The sequence below is a fragment of the Streptomyces sp. NPDC051921 genome (genome assembly GCF_040680975.1).
Lineage (GTDB): Bacteria > Actinomycetota > Actinomycetes > Streptomycetales > Streptomycetaceae > Streptomyces.
The window spans coordinates 216053-233150 of the sequence record NZ_JBFAXU010000004.1 but is presented as its reverse complement, the minus strand read 5'-3'; the positions used below and the strand labels follow the sequence as shown (position 1 = coordinate 233150).

15 protein-coding genes are annotated in these 17098 nt (G+C 73.8%); 6 read left to right on the top strand and 9 right to left on the bottom strand.

Annotated elements, in window-relative coordinates:
• Window positions 1-537: 537 nt before the first annotated feature.
• The 3 genes from AB0M16_RS07720 to AB0M16_RS07710 all read left to right on the top strand — a co-directional run bounded on the left by AB0M16_RS07720 (window position 538) and on the right by AB0M16_RS07710 (window position 4175).
• Window positions 538-1857 (top strand): homoserine dehydrogenase, encoded by a 1320-nt coding sequence (locus AB0M16_RS07720; RefSeq protein WP_365339922.1) that lies wholly within the window; start codon window positions 538-540, stop codon window positions 1855-1857.
• Window positions 1858-2196: 339 nt separating this feature from the next.
• A complete protein-coding gene (locus AB0M16_RS07715; RefSeq protein ID WP_365339920.1) occupies window positions 2197-3243 on the top strand; it encodes a serine hydrolase domain-containing protein in 1047 nt (348 codons plus the stop codon).
• Window positions 3244-3341: 98 nt separating this feature from the next.
• A complete protein-coding gene (locus tag AB0M16_RS07710; RefSeq protein ID WP_365339918.1) occupies window positions 3342-4175 on the top strand; it encodes a hypothetical protein in 834 nt (277 codons plus the stop codon).
• A 152-nt stretch (window positions 4176-4327) separates the two neighbouring features.
• Here AB0M16_RS07710 and AB0M16_RS07705 read toward each other — a convergent pair whose 3' ends face one another.
• Window positions 4328-5035, bottom strand: coding sequence for a TetR/AcrR family transcriptional regulator C-terminal domain-containing protein (locus AB0M16_RS07705; RefSeq protein ID WP_365339916.1), 708 nt, complete (start codon window positions 5033-5035; stop codon window positions 4328-4330).
• 127 nt (window positions 5036-5162) lie between these two features.
• Here AB0M16_RS07705 and AB0M16_RS07700 point away from each other — a divergent pair, with 127 nt between their 5' ends.
• Together AB0M16_RS07700 and AB0M16_RS07695 are read left to right on the top strand one after the other, a co-directional pair.
• Window positions 5163-5828, top strand: a complete 666-nt coding sequence (locus AB0M16_RS07700; RefSeq protein ID WP_365339914.1) for an NAD(P)H-dependent oxidoreductase — start codon at window positions 5163-5165, stop codon at window positions 5826-5828.
• A gap of 14 nt (window positions 5829-5842) precedes the next feature.
• A complete protein-coding gene (locus AB0M16_RS07695) occupies window positions 5843-7261 on the top strand; it encodes a DHA2 family efflux MFS transporter permease subunit (RefSeq protein ID WP_365339912.1) in 1419 nt (472 codons plus the stop codon).
• Window positions 7262-7461: 200 nt separating this feature from the next.
• Here the strand turns inward: AB0M16_RS07695 and crcB (AB0M16_RS07690) are convergent, their stop codons facing one another.
• From crcB (AB0M16_RS07690) to crcB (AB0M16_RS07680), 3 genes are read right to left on the bottom strand one after another with little or no spacing between them, the layout of a single operon-like run.
• The gene (crcB, locus tag AB0M16_RS07690; RefSeq protein ID WP_365339910.1) at window positions 7462-7809 is read right to left on the bottom strand and encodes a fluoride efflux transporter CrcB; all 348 of its coding nucleotides are present in this window, start codon (window positions 7807-7809) and stop codon (window positions 7462-7464) included.
• On the bottom strand, window positions 7806-8156 hold the full coding sequence (locus tag AB0M16_RS07685; protein WP_365339908.1) for a DUF190 domain-containing protein: 351 nt from the start codon (window positions 8154-8156) through the stop codon (window positions 7806-7808). Before AB0M16_RS07685 ends, crcB (AB0M16_RS07690) begins: the two co-directional genes overlap by 4 nt.
• Window positions 8153-8575, bottom strand: a complete 423-nt coding sequence (gene crcB / locus AB0M16_RS07680; RefSeq protein WP_365339906.1) for a fluoride efflux transporter CrcB — start codon at window positions 8573-8575, stop codon at window positions 8153-8155. The genes AB0M16_RS07685 and crcB (AB0M16_RS07680) overlap by 4 nt, the downstream gene beginning before the upstream one ends.
• 461 nt (window positions 8576-9036) lie before the next feature.
• Here crcB (AB0M16_RS07680) and AB0M16_RS07675 point away from each other — a divergent pair, with 461 nt between their 5' ends.
• Window positions 9037-10248 carry a transposase gene (locus AB0M16_RS07675; RefSeq protein WP_365339904.1) on the top strand — a complete coding sequence of 404 codons (1212 nt, stop codon included), beginning with the start codon at window positions 9037-9039 and terminating at the stop codon, window positions 10246-10248.
• A gap of 76 nt (window positions 10249-10324) precedes the next feature.
• Here AB0M16_RS07675 and AB0M16_RS07670 read toward each other — a convergent pair whose 3' ends face one another.
• From AB0M16_RS07670 to AB0M16_RS07650, 5 genes are all read right to left on the bottom strand, one after another.
• The gene (locus AB0M16_RS07670; protein WP_365339902.1) at window positions 10325-12355 is read right to left on the bottom strand and encodes a GAF domain-containing protein; all 2031 of its coding nucleotides are present in this window, start codon (window positions 12353-12355) and stop codon (window positions 10325-10327) included.
• A gap of 348 nt (window positions 12356-12703) precedes the next feature.
• Window positions 12704-13603: an AfsR/SARP family transcriptional regulator gene (locus tag AB0M16_RS07665; RefSeq protein WP_365339900.1), complete on the bottom strand. Its 900-nt coding sequence runs from the start codon at window positions 13601-13603 to the stop codon at window positions 12704-12706.
• A 380-nt stretch (window positions 13604-13983) separates the two neighbouring features.
• Window positions 13984-14634, bottom strand: a complete 651-nt coding sequence (locus AB0M16_RS07660) for a ScbR family autoregulator-binding transcription factor (RefSeq protein ID WP_365339898.1) — start codon at window positions 14632-14634, stop codon at window positions 13984-13986.
• A 279-nt stretch (window positions 14635-14913) separates the two neighbouring features.
• Window positions 14914-15387, bottom strand: coding sequence for an anthrone oxygenase family protein (locus AB0M16_RS07655; RefSeq protein ID WP_365340233.1), 474 nt, complete (start codon window positions 15385-15387; stop codon window positions 14914-14916).
• 18 nt (window positions 15388-15405) lie between these two features.
• Window positions 15406-16917, bottom strand: coding sequence for a von Willebrand factor type A domain-containing protein (locus AB0M16_RS07650; RefSeq protein ID WP_365339896.1), 1512 nt, complete (start codon window positions 16915-16917; stop codon window positions 15406-15408).
• Between the last annotated feature and the right edge of the window lie 181 nt (window positions 16918-17098).

The window sequence follows — 17098 nt, the reverse complement described above, 5'->3', positions numbered from 1 at the left end:
CGCCGCCAGGGCGGGCCGGACGGTGCCGTCGAGCGATGTCATGGCCGGACCCTTCGTGTGTCAGGCGGTGCCGGACAGCCCTTGTCGAGGCCGCCCCCACTCCTTCGATCCTCCACCGGACGCCTGTCCGCCGCACCTCCGTCGACGCCGGGTCCACAAGCTGCCACGGCCTGAGGGGAAGGATCGCCCGAGTGGAGCCGAGGGATACCCGGGAATGCCCGAGGGCGTTCTCGACAACGTTCTCGACGGCACTCCCCCGTGGCGCTCCCGGGGACGTTCCCGAGACCCTTTGAGAAATGCGCGACAACAATCGCCCCGATCGCGACCGCGCGCCGGCCGCGACCGTCCGGAATTCTTCCGGAACTCCTTCCCGGCTCGCCGCCGCACGACTTCTCAGCTCCCTCCGTTCACCCTCCGCACGCCAGCCTCACGACTTCCGACGCCCGCGTGCCCACCCCCCCCATCTGCCCTCGGGACCAAGGCATTTACCGCTGGTTTCACCATGCGAGACGGCCCGGAAAAGATCGGTAGTGAAACATGGCCGGCGTGTATGCTCCGGCCATGTATCGCTGTATAAATGTGGGCATGTTGGGCGCCGGTAATATCGGAGCGACTTTCGCCGAATTCCTGCTGAGCCGGGCTCCGGAGATCAAAGGGATCAACGGACTCGATCTCCGCCTCACGCGCATTGTCGTACGGGACGCAGGGAAGGCACGTCCGGGCCTTCCGGCCGGGCTCCTCACCGAGGACGTGAAGGCGGTGACCGACGCCGAGGACATCGACGTCGTGGTCGAGGTGATGGGCGGCATCGAGCCCGCCCGGGCGTACGTGCTCGCCGCCCTCCGCGCGGGCAAGCCCGTCGTCACCGCCAACAAGGAGCTCATCGCCAAGCACGGCCCCGAGCTCTACGCGGCGGCCGACGCCACCGGTGTCGACCTGTTCTTCGAGACGGCCGCCGTCGCCTCCGTGCCGATCCTCCGCCTCCTCCGGGAGTCCTTCCTCGGCGAGGACATCACCAGCGTCCTCGGCATCGTCAACGGCACCTCGAACTACATGCTGACGCGCATGTCCGAGGAGGGCCTCGGCTACGCCGAGGTCCTGCGCCAGGCGCAGGAGGCGGGCTACGCCGAGCCCGACCCGACCAACGACGTGAGCGGTGCGGACGCCGCGTCGAAGCTGGCCATCCTCGCCTCGCTCGCCTTCAAGCGCGCCATCGCCGTCGACGACGTCGAGCGCGAGGGGATCGAGGGCCTGGAGCGCGAGGACTTCGAGATCGCGGACCGCTTCGGATACGTCATCAAGTCCGTCGCGAAGGCGGACGTGTTCGGTACGACGGGCGCCGGTGGGCGCGAGGTCGGCGTCCAGGTCTTCCCGGCGCTCGTGGACAGGAACCATCCCCTCGCCAACGTGCGCAACACCTTCAACGCCGTCTTCCTCCGCGGCAGCGCGGCCGGCGACCAGATGTTCTACGGGCACGGCGCCGGTCGTCTGCCGTCCGCGTCCGCGCTCCTGGGCGACCTGGTCACCGCGGCGGACCACGTGCGCCGCGGCACCCACCGCGCGGTGCCGCTCGGCAGCCCCGCGACGCTCCGGCCCACGGAGCTGCTCACGCACCCCCACTACCTCAAGCTGGACGTGACCGACGCGCCGGGCGTCCTGTCCGAGGTGACGGGTGTCCTGGGCCGCCACGGGGTGTCCATCCGTTCCATCACCCAGGAGGACCGTGCGTCGCGGGCGCGCGTCGTCTTCATCACGCACCGCGTCGAGGAAGGCGCGGTACGGAAGGCCGTCGAGGAACTCCGCGGCCTCGACAGCGTCCTGGGCGTCGGCGGCATGCTCCGCATCGTGGAGGCCTGAGCGGCCGGTTCGGTCTCGGGGCCGGCCCGGCCTCCGAGCCGACGAGCGTCGCGCGCGGCCGACCACTCCCCCGCCGAGGACCGGAACGGCCCCCAGGCAGTCCCACGGACCGATCGGCCCGCCCAGGGACCCGATCGGCCCGCCCAGGGACCGGGCGACCAACCCGAGGACCCGAACGGCCCGCCCAGGGACCGGGCGACCATCCCAGGGGTCCGAACGGCCCGCCCAGGACCCGGACGGCCCATCGGAGGACGCGATCGGTCCCGGTCGGGGAAGGCACATGTCCGCCGGTCGGGCGCGCCCGGCTCGATGGACACCCCTGCTGGGTAGACACCTGATGTGAACACGACGCTCGGCGCTCCGCGCATCGAACGGCTCCTCCAGGACGGGGTCCGCGCCCGGGTCTACCCCGGGGCCGCCTGGGCCGTCGGCGACGCCCGCGGGCTCCTGGCGGGCGGAGCCGTGGGGGTGCTCGCGCCCGGGCCGGCGGGCGGCGGACCGGTGCGGACCGACTCGCTGTTCGACCTGGCCAGCCTCACGAAGGTGATCGCCGTGTGGCCGGTCGTCGGCACGCTCGTCGGGTCCGGCAAGCTCGCGCTCGACGTCCGGCTCGGCGCCTTCTGGCCCGAGGCCGCCGGCCATCCGCTCGGCGACGTCACCGCGCTCCAACTCCTCACCCACACCGCCGGATTGCCGCTGCGCGCCAATCTGCGCGCGCTGTACGGCACCGATCCGCAGGACGTACGGGACGGAGTGCTGCGCGAGGTGCTGCGGCGGCGGCCCGGGGAGGCCGTCGAGTACACCGACCGGGCGGCGCTGATCCTCGGCTATCTCGCCGAGCACCTCACCGGCAGGCCCCTCGCGCGGCTCGCCGCCGAGCGGGTCTGGGCGCCGCTCGGCATGACGGAGACGCGGTACGGCCCGCTGCCGGCGCCGCTGGCGGCACGGGTCGCGCCGACCGAGTACGACGAGGGGACCGGCGCCCATCTGCGGGGCACCGTGCACGACTTCTCCACCCGGCTGCTCGGCGGGTCCTGCGGCATCGCCGGGACCTTCGCCCCCGCCGGGGACCTGGGGCGCTTCCTGCGGCACGTGCTCGATCCGGTCGGGCCGCCGTTCGGCCCCGCGTGGGTCGCGGACTCGCTGCGGGTCCGTACGGGCGAACTCGCACCGGCGCGCGGACTCTTCTGGCACCTCGCTCCGGGCACCGCCGTACGGGACGACGTGTGGGTGCACTACGGCTTCACCGGCACCGGCATGTGGGTCAGCCCGTCCCGGGGCCGTTGGGCGGTGCTGCTCACCAACAAGCTGTACTTCACGCGCGACACGGGACCGGTGACGGCGGTGCGCGACGCCTTCCGGGCGACCGTGTTCGGCGATCGGTGACGGCTCGGGCCACGGTGACCGGATCGGGCCGGGCTCGTTGCACGCCGTAAACGATCACGTGTGTGGTCGGTGAGCGAACGGGCAGTGGAGGCACGACCGTGGGAGACGAGCGGGCGGTACTGGTCAGGGACCTGGTCCTGGGTGACCCGGAGGACGTACGGCGGGCGGCGGACGAGCTGGGCGAGGGCGGTGCGGTGGTGCACGGCTTCGCCAACTTCTACGCGCTGACCGCGGGCACCGACCGGGAGGTCGTGGCGCGGGTCAACCGGATGAAGGGCCGTCCGCCCGGACAGGTCGGAGCCGTCACCACCGTGCCGGCCGGCATCCCGACCCTCTTCGACTGGACCCGGCTGCCCGCCGAGCTGCCCCGGCGACAGCTGTGGTCGCTGCTCGACGAGCTGTACGAACTCGGTCCGTTCGGCTTCCGCGGCCCGGCCGCGGAGCGGGTGCCCGGCCATCTGACCGCGGTCCGGGGCGGCACGCGGACCGTGCAGGTCATCGCGCCGGGCCGGCACTGCCCGTCGAACGAGTTCCTGCGCGCGGCCCTCGACCGTACGCGCGCCGACTGCCTGTTCATCACGTCGGCGAACCGCTCGCGCGAACTGCCCCATTGGCGCGGCGAAGGGGTGGCGGCGGACTTCCGGCACGAGTCGCGGGTACGGATCCTGGCGCACGCCGACGACGACGCGGCGCGGCTGCGGTACCCGTACCACGCGCCGGTGTCGACGAGCGTGGTCTCCTTCCACCGCGCGGCCGGGTGCGGCCGGGCGGGCCTGCCGGCGCTGACCCTGGAGCGGCAGGGCTCGCTGTCGGCCGAACACATCCGGTCCGTCGCCGCGAACCACGGCTTCGCCCTCACCCTCGCCCCGCAGGCGGGCGCCCGGACGGGCGCCCGGATCTACCCCCAGGCGACCGGACCCGACGGGCGATAGGGCCTCGGGAGCCAGGGGCACGCGCGGGCGTCAGGAGCCTGGAGAAACGCGCGGGCCTCGGGAGCCGGGGCACGCGCGGGCGCCGGGGCACGCGCGGGCGCCGGGGCACGCGCGGGCGCCGGAGGCTCGGGCGGGCGCCGGAGGCTCGGGCGTCAGGCGCCCGGGCCCGGGCGCCGCGCGGCGCGGTAGGCGCGGACGAAGGCGGCCACCCCTCCCTCGAGGATGCGGTCGGTCTCGGCCTGCGGGAGGGGCAGCACGCCGTAGTGGGAACGCTGGACGACGCTGGCGGTGGTCAGCGCCATGAAGTGGCCGCTCGCCAGGTCGGGGTCGCCGTGCAGGTCGAGCAGGCCTTCGTCGGCGAGCCCGGTGAAGGCGGCGGCGAGCGCGGCGGCGACCGGTCCCGGCCCGGCCTCCTGCCAGGCGGTGCGGACCTCTTCGGGCACGTGGTCGGCCTCGGCGGACAGGTGCCGGACCAGGGCGAAATGGTCCGGGTACTCCGCGATGAGGTCGGTGAACGCCCGGGCGAGCGCGACCAGGTCACGTTCGAGGGCGTCGGGGTGGGGCGGCCGCGCCGGATCCACGAGGGCGTGCAGCCGGGCCAGTTGGGCGTCCTTCACCTCGTGGGAGGTCCAGGTGACCACGGTCTGGAACAGCTGGGCCTTACCGCCCGGGAAGTGGTTGTAGAGCGTGCGCGTCGAGACGCCGGCCGCGGCGGCCAGGGCGTCGACGGAGGCGCGCGCGTAGCCCTCGCGACCGAAGGTCCCGCACGCCGCGCGGACCACCGCGAGCTGCTTCTCCAGCTTGCGGGGCGGGACCTCGCGGCGGGCCCGTTCCATCCAGGCGTCGTTGGTGCTGCTCATGACCGCACCTTATCGCTGCACCCACAGCCAGGTACAACGGGCGTTGCACTTTTTACAACGACCGTTGTACTTTCGTGGAGGGCCGGACGCACCGGGCGTCCCGACCGCTCCTGGAGGGGGATCCGCCATGTCCGAAGCCGCCGAAACCGCCGAGACGCCCGAGGCCGTCGACCCGCCCGAGGCCGCGTCCGAGACGGCCACCGCGCCCGCCCCGCTGCGCGTCGCCGTCCTCGTCGGCAGCGTCCGCGAGGGCCGTCAGGCGCGGCCCGTCACCGACTGGTTCCTCGGCGTCGCCGAGCGGCACGGCGGCCTGGAGCTCGACGTCGTCGACCTCGCCGAAGTCGACCTGCCCCTGGCCATGCCGGGCTGGGGCGGGGAGCCGAGCCCACGGGCCACCGCGGCGCTCGCCGAGGTCTCGCCGCGGCTCGCCGCGGCCGACGCCTTCGTGGTCGTCACGCCCGAGTACAACCACAGCTTCCCGGCCGCCCTGAAGAACCTCATCGACTGGCACCGCCCGGAGTGGCAGGCCAAACCGGTCGGCTTCGTCTCGTACGGCGGACTGGGCGGCGGCCTGCGCGCCGTCGAGCAGCTCCGGCTGGTCTTCGCCGAGCTGCACGCCACCACCGTGCGCGACGCGGTCAGCCTGCACGGCCCCTGGTCGGGGCTCGGGGAGGGCGGCGTGCCCCGCGACGCGGTCATCGCCGAGACCGCCGCCAAGAGCATGCTGGGCCGGCTCACCTGGTGGGGACGGGCGCTGCGCACCGCGCGCGCCGACCTGCCCTACGAGGGCTGAGCGGAGGACCGGCCATGAACACCGCACTGCTCCGCACACCGCGCACGCCCGCCGGGACCACTGCCGCCGCGCCGCTCGGCAGGGTCCTGACGGTCGTCGTCCTCGGCTCCGTCATGGCGGTCCTGGACATGACGATCGTGAACGTCGCCCTGCGCAGCCTCTCCGAGGCCTTCCAGGCGCCGCTCGCGACCATCCAGTGGACCGCCACCGCGTACACGCTCGCGCTCGCCGCCGTCATCCCCACCGCCGCCTGGACCATCGGGCGGTTCGGCGCCAAGCACACGTATCTGACCGCGCTCGTCCTGTTCACCCTCGGCTCGCTGCTCGCCGCCTTCGCCTGGGACGCGCCCAGCCTGATCGCCTTCCGCGCGGTCCAGGGCTTCGGCGGCGGACTGCTCATGCCGGTCGGGATGACGATGACGATGCGCGCCGCCGACCCCGCCCGGATGGGGCGGGCCATGGCCGTGGGCGGACTGCCCATCCTGGTCGGCCCGGTGATCGGGCCGACGCTCGGCGGCTGGCTCGTCGACGCCGCGTCCTGGCACTGGATCTTCCTGGTCAACCTGCCCCTGGGCGCGGTGGCGCTGGCCCTCGCGGGACGCCTGCTGCCCGCCGACGCGCCGCGCGCCGGCGCACCGGCCCCCCGCCTGGACGTCCCCGGCCTCCTGATGCTCTCCCCCGGTCTCGCCCTGCTGCTCTACGGTCTGGCGCGCGGCGGCGAGGGCGGCGACTACGCGAGCCTCGGGGCGCTGCTCCCGACCGCCGCGGGCGTGCTGCTCGTCGCGGGCTTCGTCCGGCGGGCCCTGACGGTCCGTGAGCCGCTGCTCGATCTGCGCCTGCTGCGCGACCGCACCTTCGCGGCCGGGATCGTCACCTTGGCCCTTTTCACCTGTGGATACTTCGGCTCGATGCTGCTCGGCCCGGTGTACTGGCAGGCCGTGCGGGGGTGGAGCGCGAGCGCGGCCGGGCTGCTCGCCGCGCCGGTCGGGCTGACCGTCGGCATCACCATGCAGATCGCCGCCCGCCGCATCGACACCGCCTCGCCCCGGCGGCTGGTCCCGACGGGCGTCGCCCTCGCGGCGATCGGCATGGGCCTGAGCGCGCTGCAGACCGGCACGGCGGACGTGGCGCCCTGGCGGGTGGTCGGCGCGGCGATGGTGATGGGCGTCGGCGCGGGCATGGTCCTGATGCCGACCATGACGACCGCGAGCCGCGACCTGCCGAAGGAGCGGATGGCGGCGGCCAGTACGGCGCTGAGCATCAACTCGCAGGTGGGAGCGTCGATCGGGACGGCCCTGTGCTCGGTCGTCCTCGGCGCGGCGGGCGCCGACCCGGCCGGCTTCCGCGTCGCGTACACGGTGGCGGCGGTCCTGATCGCCCTGGCCCTGCTGCCGGCCCTGTTCCTGCCGAGCCGTTCCCGCAACGCCCGCTGACCCCGCCGAAGGCGTCCGCCCCGGAACGGACCCCACCGAGCCGGTCGGCCCTGTTCCGCCGACCGACGCCCCCTCCCGAGTGTTCGGAGATCGAACGACACACGGGAGGGGGCGCGGCGTTCCCCGGGGGCCGAAGGCTTCCGCCCGGCAACTGGCCGTCCGCCCGCCGGCCCGCCAGCCCGTCCGACCGGGCCGCCTCCTCAGCCCACGAGCGTGGCGCCCAGCCAGACCGCACCGAGCCCGGCCGCGGTGCTCCCGAGGACGTTGGCCGCCGCGTAGCCGCGCGCGCCCGTCCCGTACAGCTTCAGCGTCTCGTACGAGAAGGTCGAGTACGTGGTGAGCGCACCGCACAGGCCGGTGCCGAGGAGCAGTCCGAGGCGGGCGGAGGCGACGCCGGTGAGCAGGCCCAGCGCGAGCGAGCCGACGACGTTCACCACGAACGTGCCCCAGGGGAACACGGAGTCGTGCCGGGCCTGGACCGCGCGGTCCGTGAGATAGCGCAGCGGCGCGCCGACGGCGGCGCCCGCGACGACGAGCAGCCAGTTCACCCGCGTGGCTCCCCCGGCCCGTACCGGACGACCTCGCAGGCGTCGAGCAGCACCAGGCCGCCCTCCGCCGTGACCTCCTCCAGCTCCGGCAGGAAGGCCCGCACCCGCTCCTCCGTGTCCACGATCACGACCGCCACCGGCAGGTCCTCGCCGAGCGAGAGCAGCCGGGTGGTGTGGACGAGGGAGGAGGCTCCGAAGCCTTCGACGCCGCGGAAGACCGACGCGCCCGCGAGACCGGCGGTGTGCGCGCGGTGCACGATCTCCGTGTACACCGGACGGTGGTGCCAGGTGTCCTGCTCGCCCACGAACACCGTCAGGCGCAGTGCCCGCCCTTCGAGCCGGGTCATCGGGCCCTCCTCTCGGGGGCGGCCCGCAGGACGGCCCGGGTCGCCACGACGGCCGCCCAGACGGCGGCGAGGGCGGTGACCGCGGTCGCCGACAGGTAGAGCATGCCGCGCGTGACGTCACCGTCGGCCAACAGCCGCTGGGAGTCCAGCGCGTAGGTCGAGAAGGTGGTGAACCCGCCGCACACGCCGGTGCCGAGGAAGGGCCTCAGGAGCGGGTGGGGCGGGGTGACGGTCTCGGTCGCGAGGACCATGAGCACGCCGAGGACGGCACAGCCCGTCGCGTTCACGGTGAGGATCGTCCAGGGGAAGGCGCCGGCCGGGGTCGGCCAGGCGAGGGTCGCGGCGTAGCGGGCGGTGGCGCCGAGCGCGCCCCCGAGGGCGATCACCCCGACCACCGGCAGCTGCGTGCGGAATGCCATGGCACCAGGTTAGGACCTGTCCGGCGCCCGTTCCGCAGACGACCGGAGCCCGGCGCTGCCCGCACCCGCTCCGCGCGGACGAACCGGCCCGGCACTGTCCGGCGCCGAATCCCGCGGGCGCCCTGCCGGGCGCGCACGGGCCCGTGCGGACGGGCACGGGCCACGTGAGCGAGGCGCACAGGCACGGCCCCCGGCCTGGGGCATTAACCGGGGCCCGGCCCGTGCAGCCTCGAAACGATGGTCCGGGCCGGGCCGTGAGCGGGTCAAAGCCGGTCCGGCGAGTCTGTCAGATCCCCCCTGGGGTATCGGGGATCCCCGGAGGGATCCGCGGGGGGTTGTGGTCCGGCCACCATCAGGCGGCCGATACGGGTGCCGGGTACACCTCGTGCCGGGCGGCACGGAGGCGCGAACGTGGAGCGTGCAGCGGGAGGGAGCTGCGCAACCCGTAGGGCAGGAGTGTCGTGAGTACATCCGTCGCAACCAGGTTCAGGACCGTCGCCGCGCACCGTGACGCGGCCGGCGAGGACGTGTACGGCGAACTCTGCGCCGCGCTCTTCTCCGGATTCCCGCGCCGTGACCAGCGCCTGAAGGCAGAGCAGTACCTGCGCGGTCTGCTGACCGCGCAGGGCCGCAAGTCCATCCGCAACATCGCCGCGCAGATCGGCGGTCCCGCCGCCGAGCAGAGCCTGCACCACTTCATCTCCAGTTCCACGTGGGACTGGCGGCCGATGCGGGCCGAACTGGCCCGCTTCCTGCAGCAGAGCAGCTGCCCGCAGGCCTGGGTGGTCCGGCCGATGCCGATACCGAAGGCCGGCCAGCACTCGGTCGGCGTCGACCGGCGCTTCGACCCCGAGCGGGGCCAGGTCTTCCGCGGCCAGCAGGCCTTCGGCGTCTGGTTCGCCTCGGAGGACATCAGCGTCCCCGTCAACTGGCGCCTCTTCCTGCCCGACCCGTGGGTCAAGGACCGCACCCGGCGCGATCGTGCGGAAGTGCCCGAGGGCGCGGCCGAGGAGACGCTGGAGGAGTGCGCGGTCAACGCGGCCCTCGACGCCGCCCGCTGGCCGGACGTGGCCCGCAAGCCGCTGCTGCTCGACATCCGCGGCGGCACCGGACGGGCGGCCCTGCACCGGCTCGCCCTCGCCGGTGTCCCGGTGGTCGCCCAGATCGACCCGAGCTGCCGGCTGACCGTCGCGGACCGCTCACTGCCCGGCTTCGGCTCCGGACCGCTCACCGCGCTGCAGATCCTGGAGTCGCTGAAGGGCCTGCGCCGCCCGGTGAGCTGGGTGGACTCGGCGGCCGGGATCCGCACCTCGCGCACCTCGCTCGCCACCGCCGTCCGGGTCACCCTGCCCGTGCCGGCGGGCGAGCGGCAGCGGCCGCTGCTCCTGCTCGGCGAGTGGGACGACCCGCGGCGCTCCCCCGCCCGGCTGTGGATCACCGACCTGACGGGCTCGGCGGTCGGCCCGCTGCTGCGGCTGACCAAGCTGTCGCGCCGGGTGGAGCGGGACTTCCGCCAGGTCGGCGAGGGGGCGGGCCTGCGGGACTTCGTGGGGCGCTCCTTCCGCGGCTGGCACCGGCACATCACGCTGGCCTCCGCGGCCCACGCGGCGACCGTGCTGGCCGCCGACTGGGACACCTCGTACGGCTCCGTCCACGGCCGTTCGGCGGGCTGATCCCGGACTGGGGCCCGGAAGTTGGGGCTTCCGGGCCCCGTACGCACTCAGGCCACCCGCTCCGCTGCAGGGCGTCCTACGGGGCGTCCTGCAGCGGAGCGGGTGGTGCGGGCGGGCGCGTGTCGGCCACCAGGTCGGCGCGCCGACGGGCAAGGACGTCACGGGTGCGCTGGAGCCGGAGGGCCAGCTGCACCTCCAGGACCTGGCCGGGCTTCTGCCACTCCGCACCGAGGAGTTCACCGATCCGCTCCAGGCGCCGCGAGACCGTGTTGGGGTGCACGTGCAGTGCCTCGGCCGCGTTGGTCGGGCTGGCCCCGGACGCGAAGTACGCCTCCAGGGTGCGGGTGAGATCGGTGAACCGCTCGGCGTCGTAGTCGAGTACGGGCCCGATGGCCGACTCGATGAAACCGTCGACGTCGTGGTCGTCGGACAGCAGCAGCCCGAGGAAGCCCAGGTCGTCCATGGAGGCCGCCGCGCCCGTGCCCCCCAGCGCGCTCAACGCGTCCAGGCAGCGCATGGCCTCCTGATAGAGCCGGCCCACGCTGTCCGGGCTCCAGCCGGGACCGGCCGCGCCCACCGACACCGGGTGCCCGAGCAGCGGCGCCAGCTCGCCCGAGACGGCCTTCGCTGCCGCCGAGGCGTCCAGGCCGGGCAGCAGCAGCACGATGCAGCCGCCCTGGACGGTCTTCAGCCCGGCCATCCGGTACGCGTACGAGGACGCCCACACCACGGCGCGGCCCTGCTCGCCGCCCTCGGGCCTGGCGACGACGAGGACGTGCGGCTTGCGCAGGTCGATGCCGAGCCGGCGGGCGCGCTGGGCGATCTGCTGGGGGGCGTGCTGGGGCTCGGCGAGCAGGTCGTCGAGGAGTTCGTCGCGGACGGGGCCCTCGGCGACGGCGGTGGAGCGCTGCATGAGGAGCAGGAAGGCGACGGACTGGGCGGCGAGTTCGAGCAGCCGCTCGTCCTCGCCGGTGAGCGGGGTGGCGGCGCGCACGACGAGGACGCCCAGGTCCTCGGAGCCGGCGATGACGGGCGCGACCCAGGTCCGGTCGGCCTCGGGGCCCCCCTCGGGGGTGGGCTGCCCGGTCGCGCCCCCTGTGAGGACCGGGCGACGGCCGGCGTGGGCGTCGAGGGAGGCCTTGGCGACCGCCTCCTCGTCGAGTCCGGAGATCCCCCCGGTGGAGGCCAGCGCGCGGCCGCCCGGGTCGCGGATCAGCACGCAGGCGTCGAGGGCGTCCCCGGCCGCCTTGGCGACGTTGCCGAGGTCGCCGCCGGCCAGGATCAGGTTCATGATCCGGCTGTGCGCCTCGCCGATGTAGCGCATGCGGGTGAGTCGGGTGCGGGCCCGGGAGCTGTCCCGTTCGAGTTCGGTGACCTCGGCCCGGGTCTGGTCGAGCAGCCCGGCCTTCTCGGTGGCGACGGCGGCGAGGTCGGCGAGCGAGCCGACGAGTCCGAGCTCGCCGGCCGTGAAGCGGCGGGTGCGACGGTCGGCCCCGTAGAGCAGGCCGAGGCAGGTGTCGCCCGCGCGCAGCGGTACGGCGAGGAAGGCGCGCAGGCCCTCGCTCGCTACGAGCTCGTCGATCGCGGGCAGCCGGGCGAAGCGCTCGTCCGCGAGATGGTCCTCGGTCCAGACGGGCGCGCCGAGCGTGCGGGCGAGACCGCCGATGCCGTCCTCGTCCAGGGCGCCGGGCCAGCCGGCCGCCGGGTCGGGCGCGGCCAGGTCGCCCTCGGTGGCGTGCAGGACGCGCAGCCCGTGCGCGTCGCGCAGGGTCACGAAGGCGACGTCGAGGTCGAGGAGCCGCTCGGCCCGGCGGACGATGACCCGCAGCAGGCCGTCCAGGTCGTACGGGAGGGTCAGATCGCGGGCCGTGTCGGCGAGCGCGTCGAGGCCCGCGTCGCGCTGCTCGCGGCGGGCGAGCGCGTGACCGACCCCGGTCGCGAGCTGAACGGCCCTTTCCAGCTCGGCCCTTCGGGCTTCGGACAGGCCGTCCGCCCGGGCTCTGTCGAGGAGTTCGACGAACCGCTCCTGCGGTGCCTGCTGGGCGAGAAGCTCCAGCACGGCGAGCGCATCGGCGCCCCCGCCCCCGTCCGCGCCGTGGTGGGACATGACTCAACTCCCGCTGCTGAGCAGAACCGGGCGCCGCAGTGGAAACCCGTACCGCTGGCCGAACCTAAATCGGTCGTGGATGACGGTCAACGGTGAGATCGACCACTTCATTCCTGTTCGCTCCTCTTCGGCCCGTTCCGCTCCCCCGAAGGTGCCCGGACCACCTGTGCGGCCGTCGAGTGGTGTGCCACGCCCACCTTGCCGGGCCGTCGGCGGGCGGGTCACCGTGGGCCCATCGCGCCCGACGGAGCGTCAGGAGCGGGCGGGGCCGGGCGGGTCCGGGCACCCCGGGAGCGCCGACCCCGGGGTGCCCGGTCCGGTCGGCGGCCCGCCGGAGCGGACGCCGCGTCAGACCGGCGCACCGGCCGCGGCCGGTACACCGAGGCCGACGCCGACCCCCACGCTGACGCCCGCGCCCGCCGGCAGTCGGGCCCAGGAGCCCAGGGCCTGCGCCGGCACCCGGGGGCGGGTCGCCTCCCGGACCGTCAGGAGCGAGCGATGGAGCCGGCGCAGCCGCGCCGAGGGCTCCCGGCCGCCGTCCGCCTGGAGGCCGGCGCACAGCCGGCGGTAGGCCTCCAGGGCGTCGTCGGTGCGGCCGGAACGCAGCAGGGCGACCATGAACTGGGCGTGCAGCGACTCGTTGGCGGGGTGCCGGGCGGCGAGCACGGCGAGTTCGGGAACCATCTCGGCGTGCCGACCGAGGCCCAACTGGGCTTCCACCCACTGGTCGAGCACACTGAGCCGGGAGGCCTCCAGGCGCTCGATCTCGGCGCGCAGCCGCGGCCCGGCGTCGACGCCGGCGTACGGCTCACCACGCCAGAGCGCGAGGGCCTCGCCGAGGCGGAGCGCGGCGCGCGACAGGTCGCCCCCCTCCATGGCGCGGTATCCCGCTCCGGCCGCGCGCTCGAACTGCCAGACGTCGTGGGAGCCGCCGCCGGTGTCGAGACGGTAGCCGCCGGACTGGGCGGCCAGCACGGTCTCGGCGGTGCGGCCGGCCGCGTCCTTGCGGCCGCGGGGCAGCGCCGCGGCGATCAGGGACCTCAGCCCGTGGATGTGGGAGTGGAGTTCGGCGCGCGCTCCACGCGGGGCGCCGGACGGCCACACCTCCTCCATGAGGACGGAGACCGGGACGATCTGGTCGGCACCGGCGGCGAGCAGGGCGAGCAGTCGTCGCGGCGCGGCGGCGGTCGGGGTGATCGACACCCCGTTCTCGCCCACCGACAGTCCCCCCAGGATCCGGACGTCCACCTTGCCCCCTCAGTGTCTGCGCACGGGATGACCCTGGACGATTAGAAAAGAGACCGCGGTGCATGTCAATAAGAAACCGGGCGGTACGGAAACACTGGACCCTGAGGACTGGATTTTCGTCCCTTTTGCCACGACTTGCTCCCCTCAACAGTGCGTGAAGCCACAGGGAAACGTACCCGCGAATCCAGTTACTGGACCCACGGGTATGCTTTGAGGAAGGTTTTCAGGCATGAGCGCGGGTCGCTTCCAGCCAGGGCGTTCAACAAACCGCCAAGGCGGTTTTCTTTGAGGACCGACGTCGCCCATGATGCCGCGTGGAGCGGCTCACCAGAAGGGTGCCCGCGGTGAAGACTTGTGGCCGGGAGTCGACTCGTCGGCGGCTAGGAGGTGACGTCCTCGCCGAGGCCGAGGGCCCTCGCGCCGCGCCCGGGCTCCAGATCGAGCATGGTGAGGACGGACGGGACCACGATGCTCGGCAGTAAGTGGTGGTACAGCGACGACGCCCAGTGCTCCATCGAGGTGCGGTCGCCCTCCAGGGCGTGCGCCATCAGGTTGAGCCCCGCGTAGGCGCCCACGACCAGGGGGGCCACCTCCGCCGGATCGGCGTGCGGCAGCAGTTCACCGCGCTCCTTGGCCTCGTTGAGCAGGCCCAGGAGGATCTCGGTCCACTCCCGGTACGGGCCGCTGCGGTTGAGGTCGTGGCCGCCCTGGTCGAGGGTGAGCCGCACACTGCCGCTCAGCACCCGGTCCCGGGTCAGCCGGTGCGCGAACACCATGCCGACGTCCACGAACTCCTGCACCTTCGACAGCTGCGGTCGCGCCGTGGGCACGACCGACACCTGGGCGTCGATCACCGCGTGCGCGAGGTCTTCCTTGGAGTCGAAGTGGAAGTAGAGCGCGCCTTTGGTGACCTGGGCGCGCGCCAGGATGTCGGAGAGCTTGGCGGCCTCGTAGCCCCGCTCGTCGAAGACGGCGGCGGCCGCCTCCAGGATGGCCTTGCGAGTGCGGATCGCCCGATCCTGCTTCGCCATGGAGTCCCGTCCCTCTCCGTTGCCCGAACCGGCATCCCGGTGGCCCGAGAAAACAAACCTAGGGGTACCTTATTTTCCGGCGACTGGAAGATACCCGAAGGCCCGTGCGCCGGGAACCGGAGCATCGCGCCAGACCCGTCCACAAGCCTCTCACCTGGGACTTCACCGAGATGCCCGAGTACGAGAACGTCAGGTCGGGGCCACGGACCCGACCTGACGCCCCGTCGGTGATCGCCGCGCGTCACGCAGGGCGACGGGAAAACCGACCCTTCGGTCGCCTCAGCCGGTGACGACGGCCGAAGCGGTCAGCAGACCGAAGGCCGCCAGGATCAGCAGGGTGCGGACGACGTGGAAGGCGTTCCAGCGCTTCTCGAAGGCCACCCGCACGGCGGCGGCCGGCTCGCCGGTCCGCTCCGAGGCCGCCAGGGCGGTGTTGAGCGGGATGTTGCCGGCGACGGTGACCAGGTGGTTGGCCACCGCGCACACCAGTCCGGCGACCACCAGCCACTTCTGGGTAACGGTGCGCCCGTCGACCGGCACGAACAGGGCGGCGGCCGGGAAGACCACGACCCCGAGGAAGACCACCAGGAACACCGGCCTCGGCACGTACTCGTTGATCCGCCGCATGGCGGTGACGAACTCCTCGTCCGCCAGCCGGGCGAGCGCGGGCATCACACCCGTGCGGAAGATCAGCATGAATCCGGCGTAGAGGCCGGTGGACACGACGGCGAGGGCGAGCAGCAGGGCGGCCATGGGCATCATCATGACCGATCACCCCGCGTACGGGTCACCGGAACCGCCCAGTCCGTCGGCCTGCCGGATCGCCTCGGCCAGCTCGCGCACCGACGCCGAGCGCGCCCGCTCGGCCAGCGAGCCGGCCCGGGCGGCGAGGCTCGACAGGGACGGCGCGCCCGGCATCGTGCCGCCGCGCAGCCGGTCGGCGAAGTAGGCCGCGACGGCGGTCAGTTGGAGGCTGTCGTGGCCGTCGCCCCAGATCGGCGCGGTCAGCGCGGCGGTGTCCACCGCGCCGGAGCGCTCGTGCGGGGCCCGGGTGGCCGGGTCCAGCCAGCGCACGGTGGCGGTGGCGACCCTCCCGTGCGCCTCCGGCTTCAACTGGACCGCGTACAGGGCCGTCACCGTGTGCCCGGCCCCGACCTCGCCGCCGTCGACCCGGTCGTCGCGGAAGTCCTCGTCCGCGACCTTGCGGTTCTCGTAGCCCATCAGCCGGAAGCTCCGCACGGTCCTCGCGTCGAAGGCGACCTGCGCCTTGGCGTCGCGGGCGCGCAGCTCCACATGCCCCGGCAGCTGGTCGACGAAGACCTTGCGGGCCTGCTCGGGCGTGCCGACGTAGGTCGTGTGCCCGTCGCCCTTGTCGGCGAGCTTCTCCATGAAGGCGTCGCCGTACTCGCTGCCGACGCCGACGCCGAACAGGGTGATCCCGTACTTCCGGCGCTCCGTGTCGATGCGTTCCAGGATGCCCGCCGCGTCCGTGTCACCCGTGTTGGCGAGCGCGTCGGAGAGCAGCACGACCCGGTTGGTGGCGCCCTTGCGGTGCCCCTCGACGGCGACGTCGTAGCCGGTGCGGACGCCGGCCTCGACATTGGTGGACGAGCTGACCCGCAGCCCGTCGACGATGTCGTGGATCCGCTCGCGGTGGCCGCCGACCCGGGTCATGGGCAGCCGGGTCTCGGCCTCGTCGCTGAAGGTGACGAGAGCGAGGGAGTCGTCGTCGCGGAGCCGGTCGGCGAGCAGCCCGAGCGACTCCTTGACGAGGTCGAGCCGGCCGGGCTCGCCCATGGAGCCGGAGACGTCCACGACGAACGTGAGGTTGGCGGGCGGCCGTTCCCCGTCGCTCGGCCGGGTCGCGAGGCCGACCCGGACGAGCGCCCAGCCGTCGGCGTCCGAGCGGGCACCGTCGAGGGTGACGCTGAAGCCGTTGTCCTTCGGGCGCGGATAGTCGGGCCTGAAGCTGTTGACGAACTCCTCGGGCCGCACCTCCGCCGGGTCGGGCAGGCGCCCCTCGGCGAGCGAGCGCCGGGCGTACCCGTAGGAGGCGGTGTCCACGTCGAGCGCGAACGTGGACAGCCGCTCGGGCGCCTCGGGCGCGCCTGAGGGCGCCCCGGAACGCCGGGCGTCGGGCGCGGGCGCGCCCCGGTCCCTCGCCGCACCGTCGGCGCTGGTCCGCCCGCCTCCGCCTGAACCCGCCGAGCAGCCGGTCAACAGCAGCGCACCGCCGAGCAGTCCGGCGAGCGCGACGCGGAAGGCCTTCCTTGCCATGTCCATCTCCCCCCATTGCAGAGCCACTTGTGAATGTGACGTCCGAGGAGGCCGGACGGAGCAGACGAAGGAGTTGCGGAAGGATCTCAATGCGGCAACGGCGGCGGGGGCACACCGCAGTGGCAGGGACTCGCCAGCTTTGTCAACAGGGGTTGTCACCGTACGCAGTCACGTGCGTACATGGAGT

What these genes read in the sequence shown, in the direction of transcription:
- AB0M16_RS07720 (WP_365339922.1), top strand. Translation starts at nt 538, where the DNA reads ATGGCCGGCGTGTATGCTCCGGCCATGTATCGCTGTATAAATGTGGGC.
- AB0M16_RS07700 (WP_365339914.1), top strand. Translation starts at nt 5,163, where the DNA reads ATGTCCGAAGCCGCCGAAACCGCCGAGACGCCCGAGGCCGTCGACCCG.
- crcB (WP_365339906.1), bottom strand. Translation starts at nt 8,575, where the DNA reads ATGGCATTCCGCACGCAGCTGCCGGTGGTCGGGGTGATCGCCCTCGGG.
- AB0M16_RS07705 (WP_365339916.1), bottom strand. Translation starts at nt 5,035, where the DNA reads ATGAGCAGCACCAACGACGCCTGGATGGAACGGGCCCGCCGCGAGGTC.
- AB0M16_RS07685 (WP_365339908.1), bottom strand. Translation starts at nt 8,156, where the DNA reads ATGACCCGGCTCGAAGGGCGGGCACTGCGCCTGACGGTGTTCGTGGGC.
- AB0M16_RS07695 (WP_365339912.1), top strand. Translation starts at nt 5,843, where the DNA reads ATGAACACCGCACTGCTCCGCACACCGCGCACGCCCGCCGGGACCACT.
- AB0M16_RS07670 (WP_365339902.1), bottom strand. Translation starts at nt 12,355, where the DNA reads ATGTCCCACCACGGCGCGGACGGGGGCGGGGGCGCCGATGCGCTCGCC.
- AB0M16_RS07650 (WP_365339896.1), bottom strand. Translation starts at nt 16,917, where the DNA reads ATGGACATGGCAAGGAAGGCCTTCCGCGTCGCGCTCGCCGGACTGCTC.
- AB0M16_RS07660 (WP_365339898.1), bottom strand. Translation starts at nt 14,634, where the DNA reads ATGGCGAAGCAGGATCGGGCGATCCGCACTCGCAAGGCCATCCTGGAG.
- AB0M16_RS07655 (WP_365340233.1), bottom strand. Translation starts at nt 15,387, where the DNA reads ATGGCCGCCCTGCTGCTCGCCCTCGCCGTCGTGTCCACCGGCCTCTAC.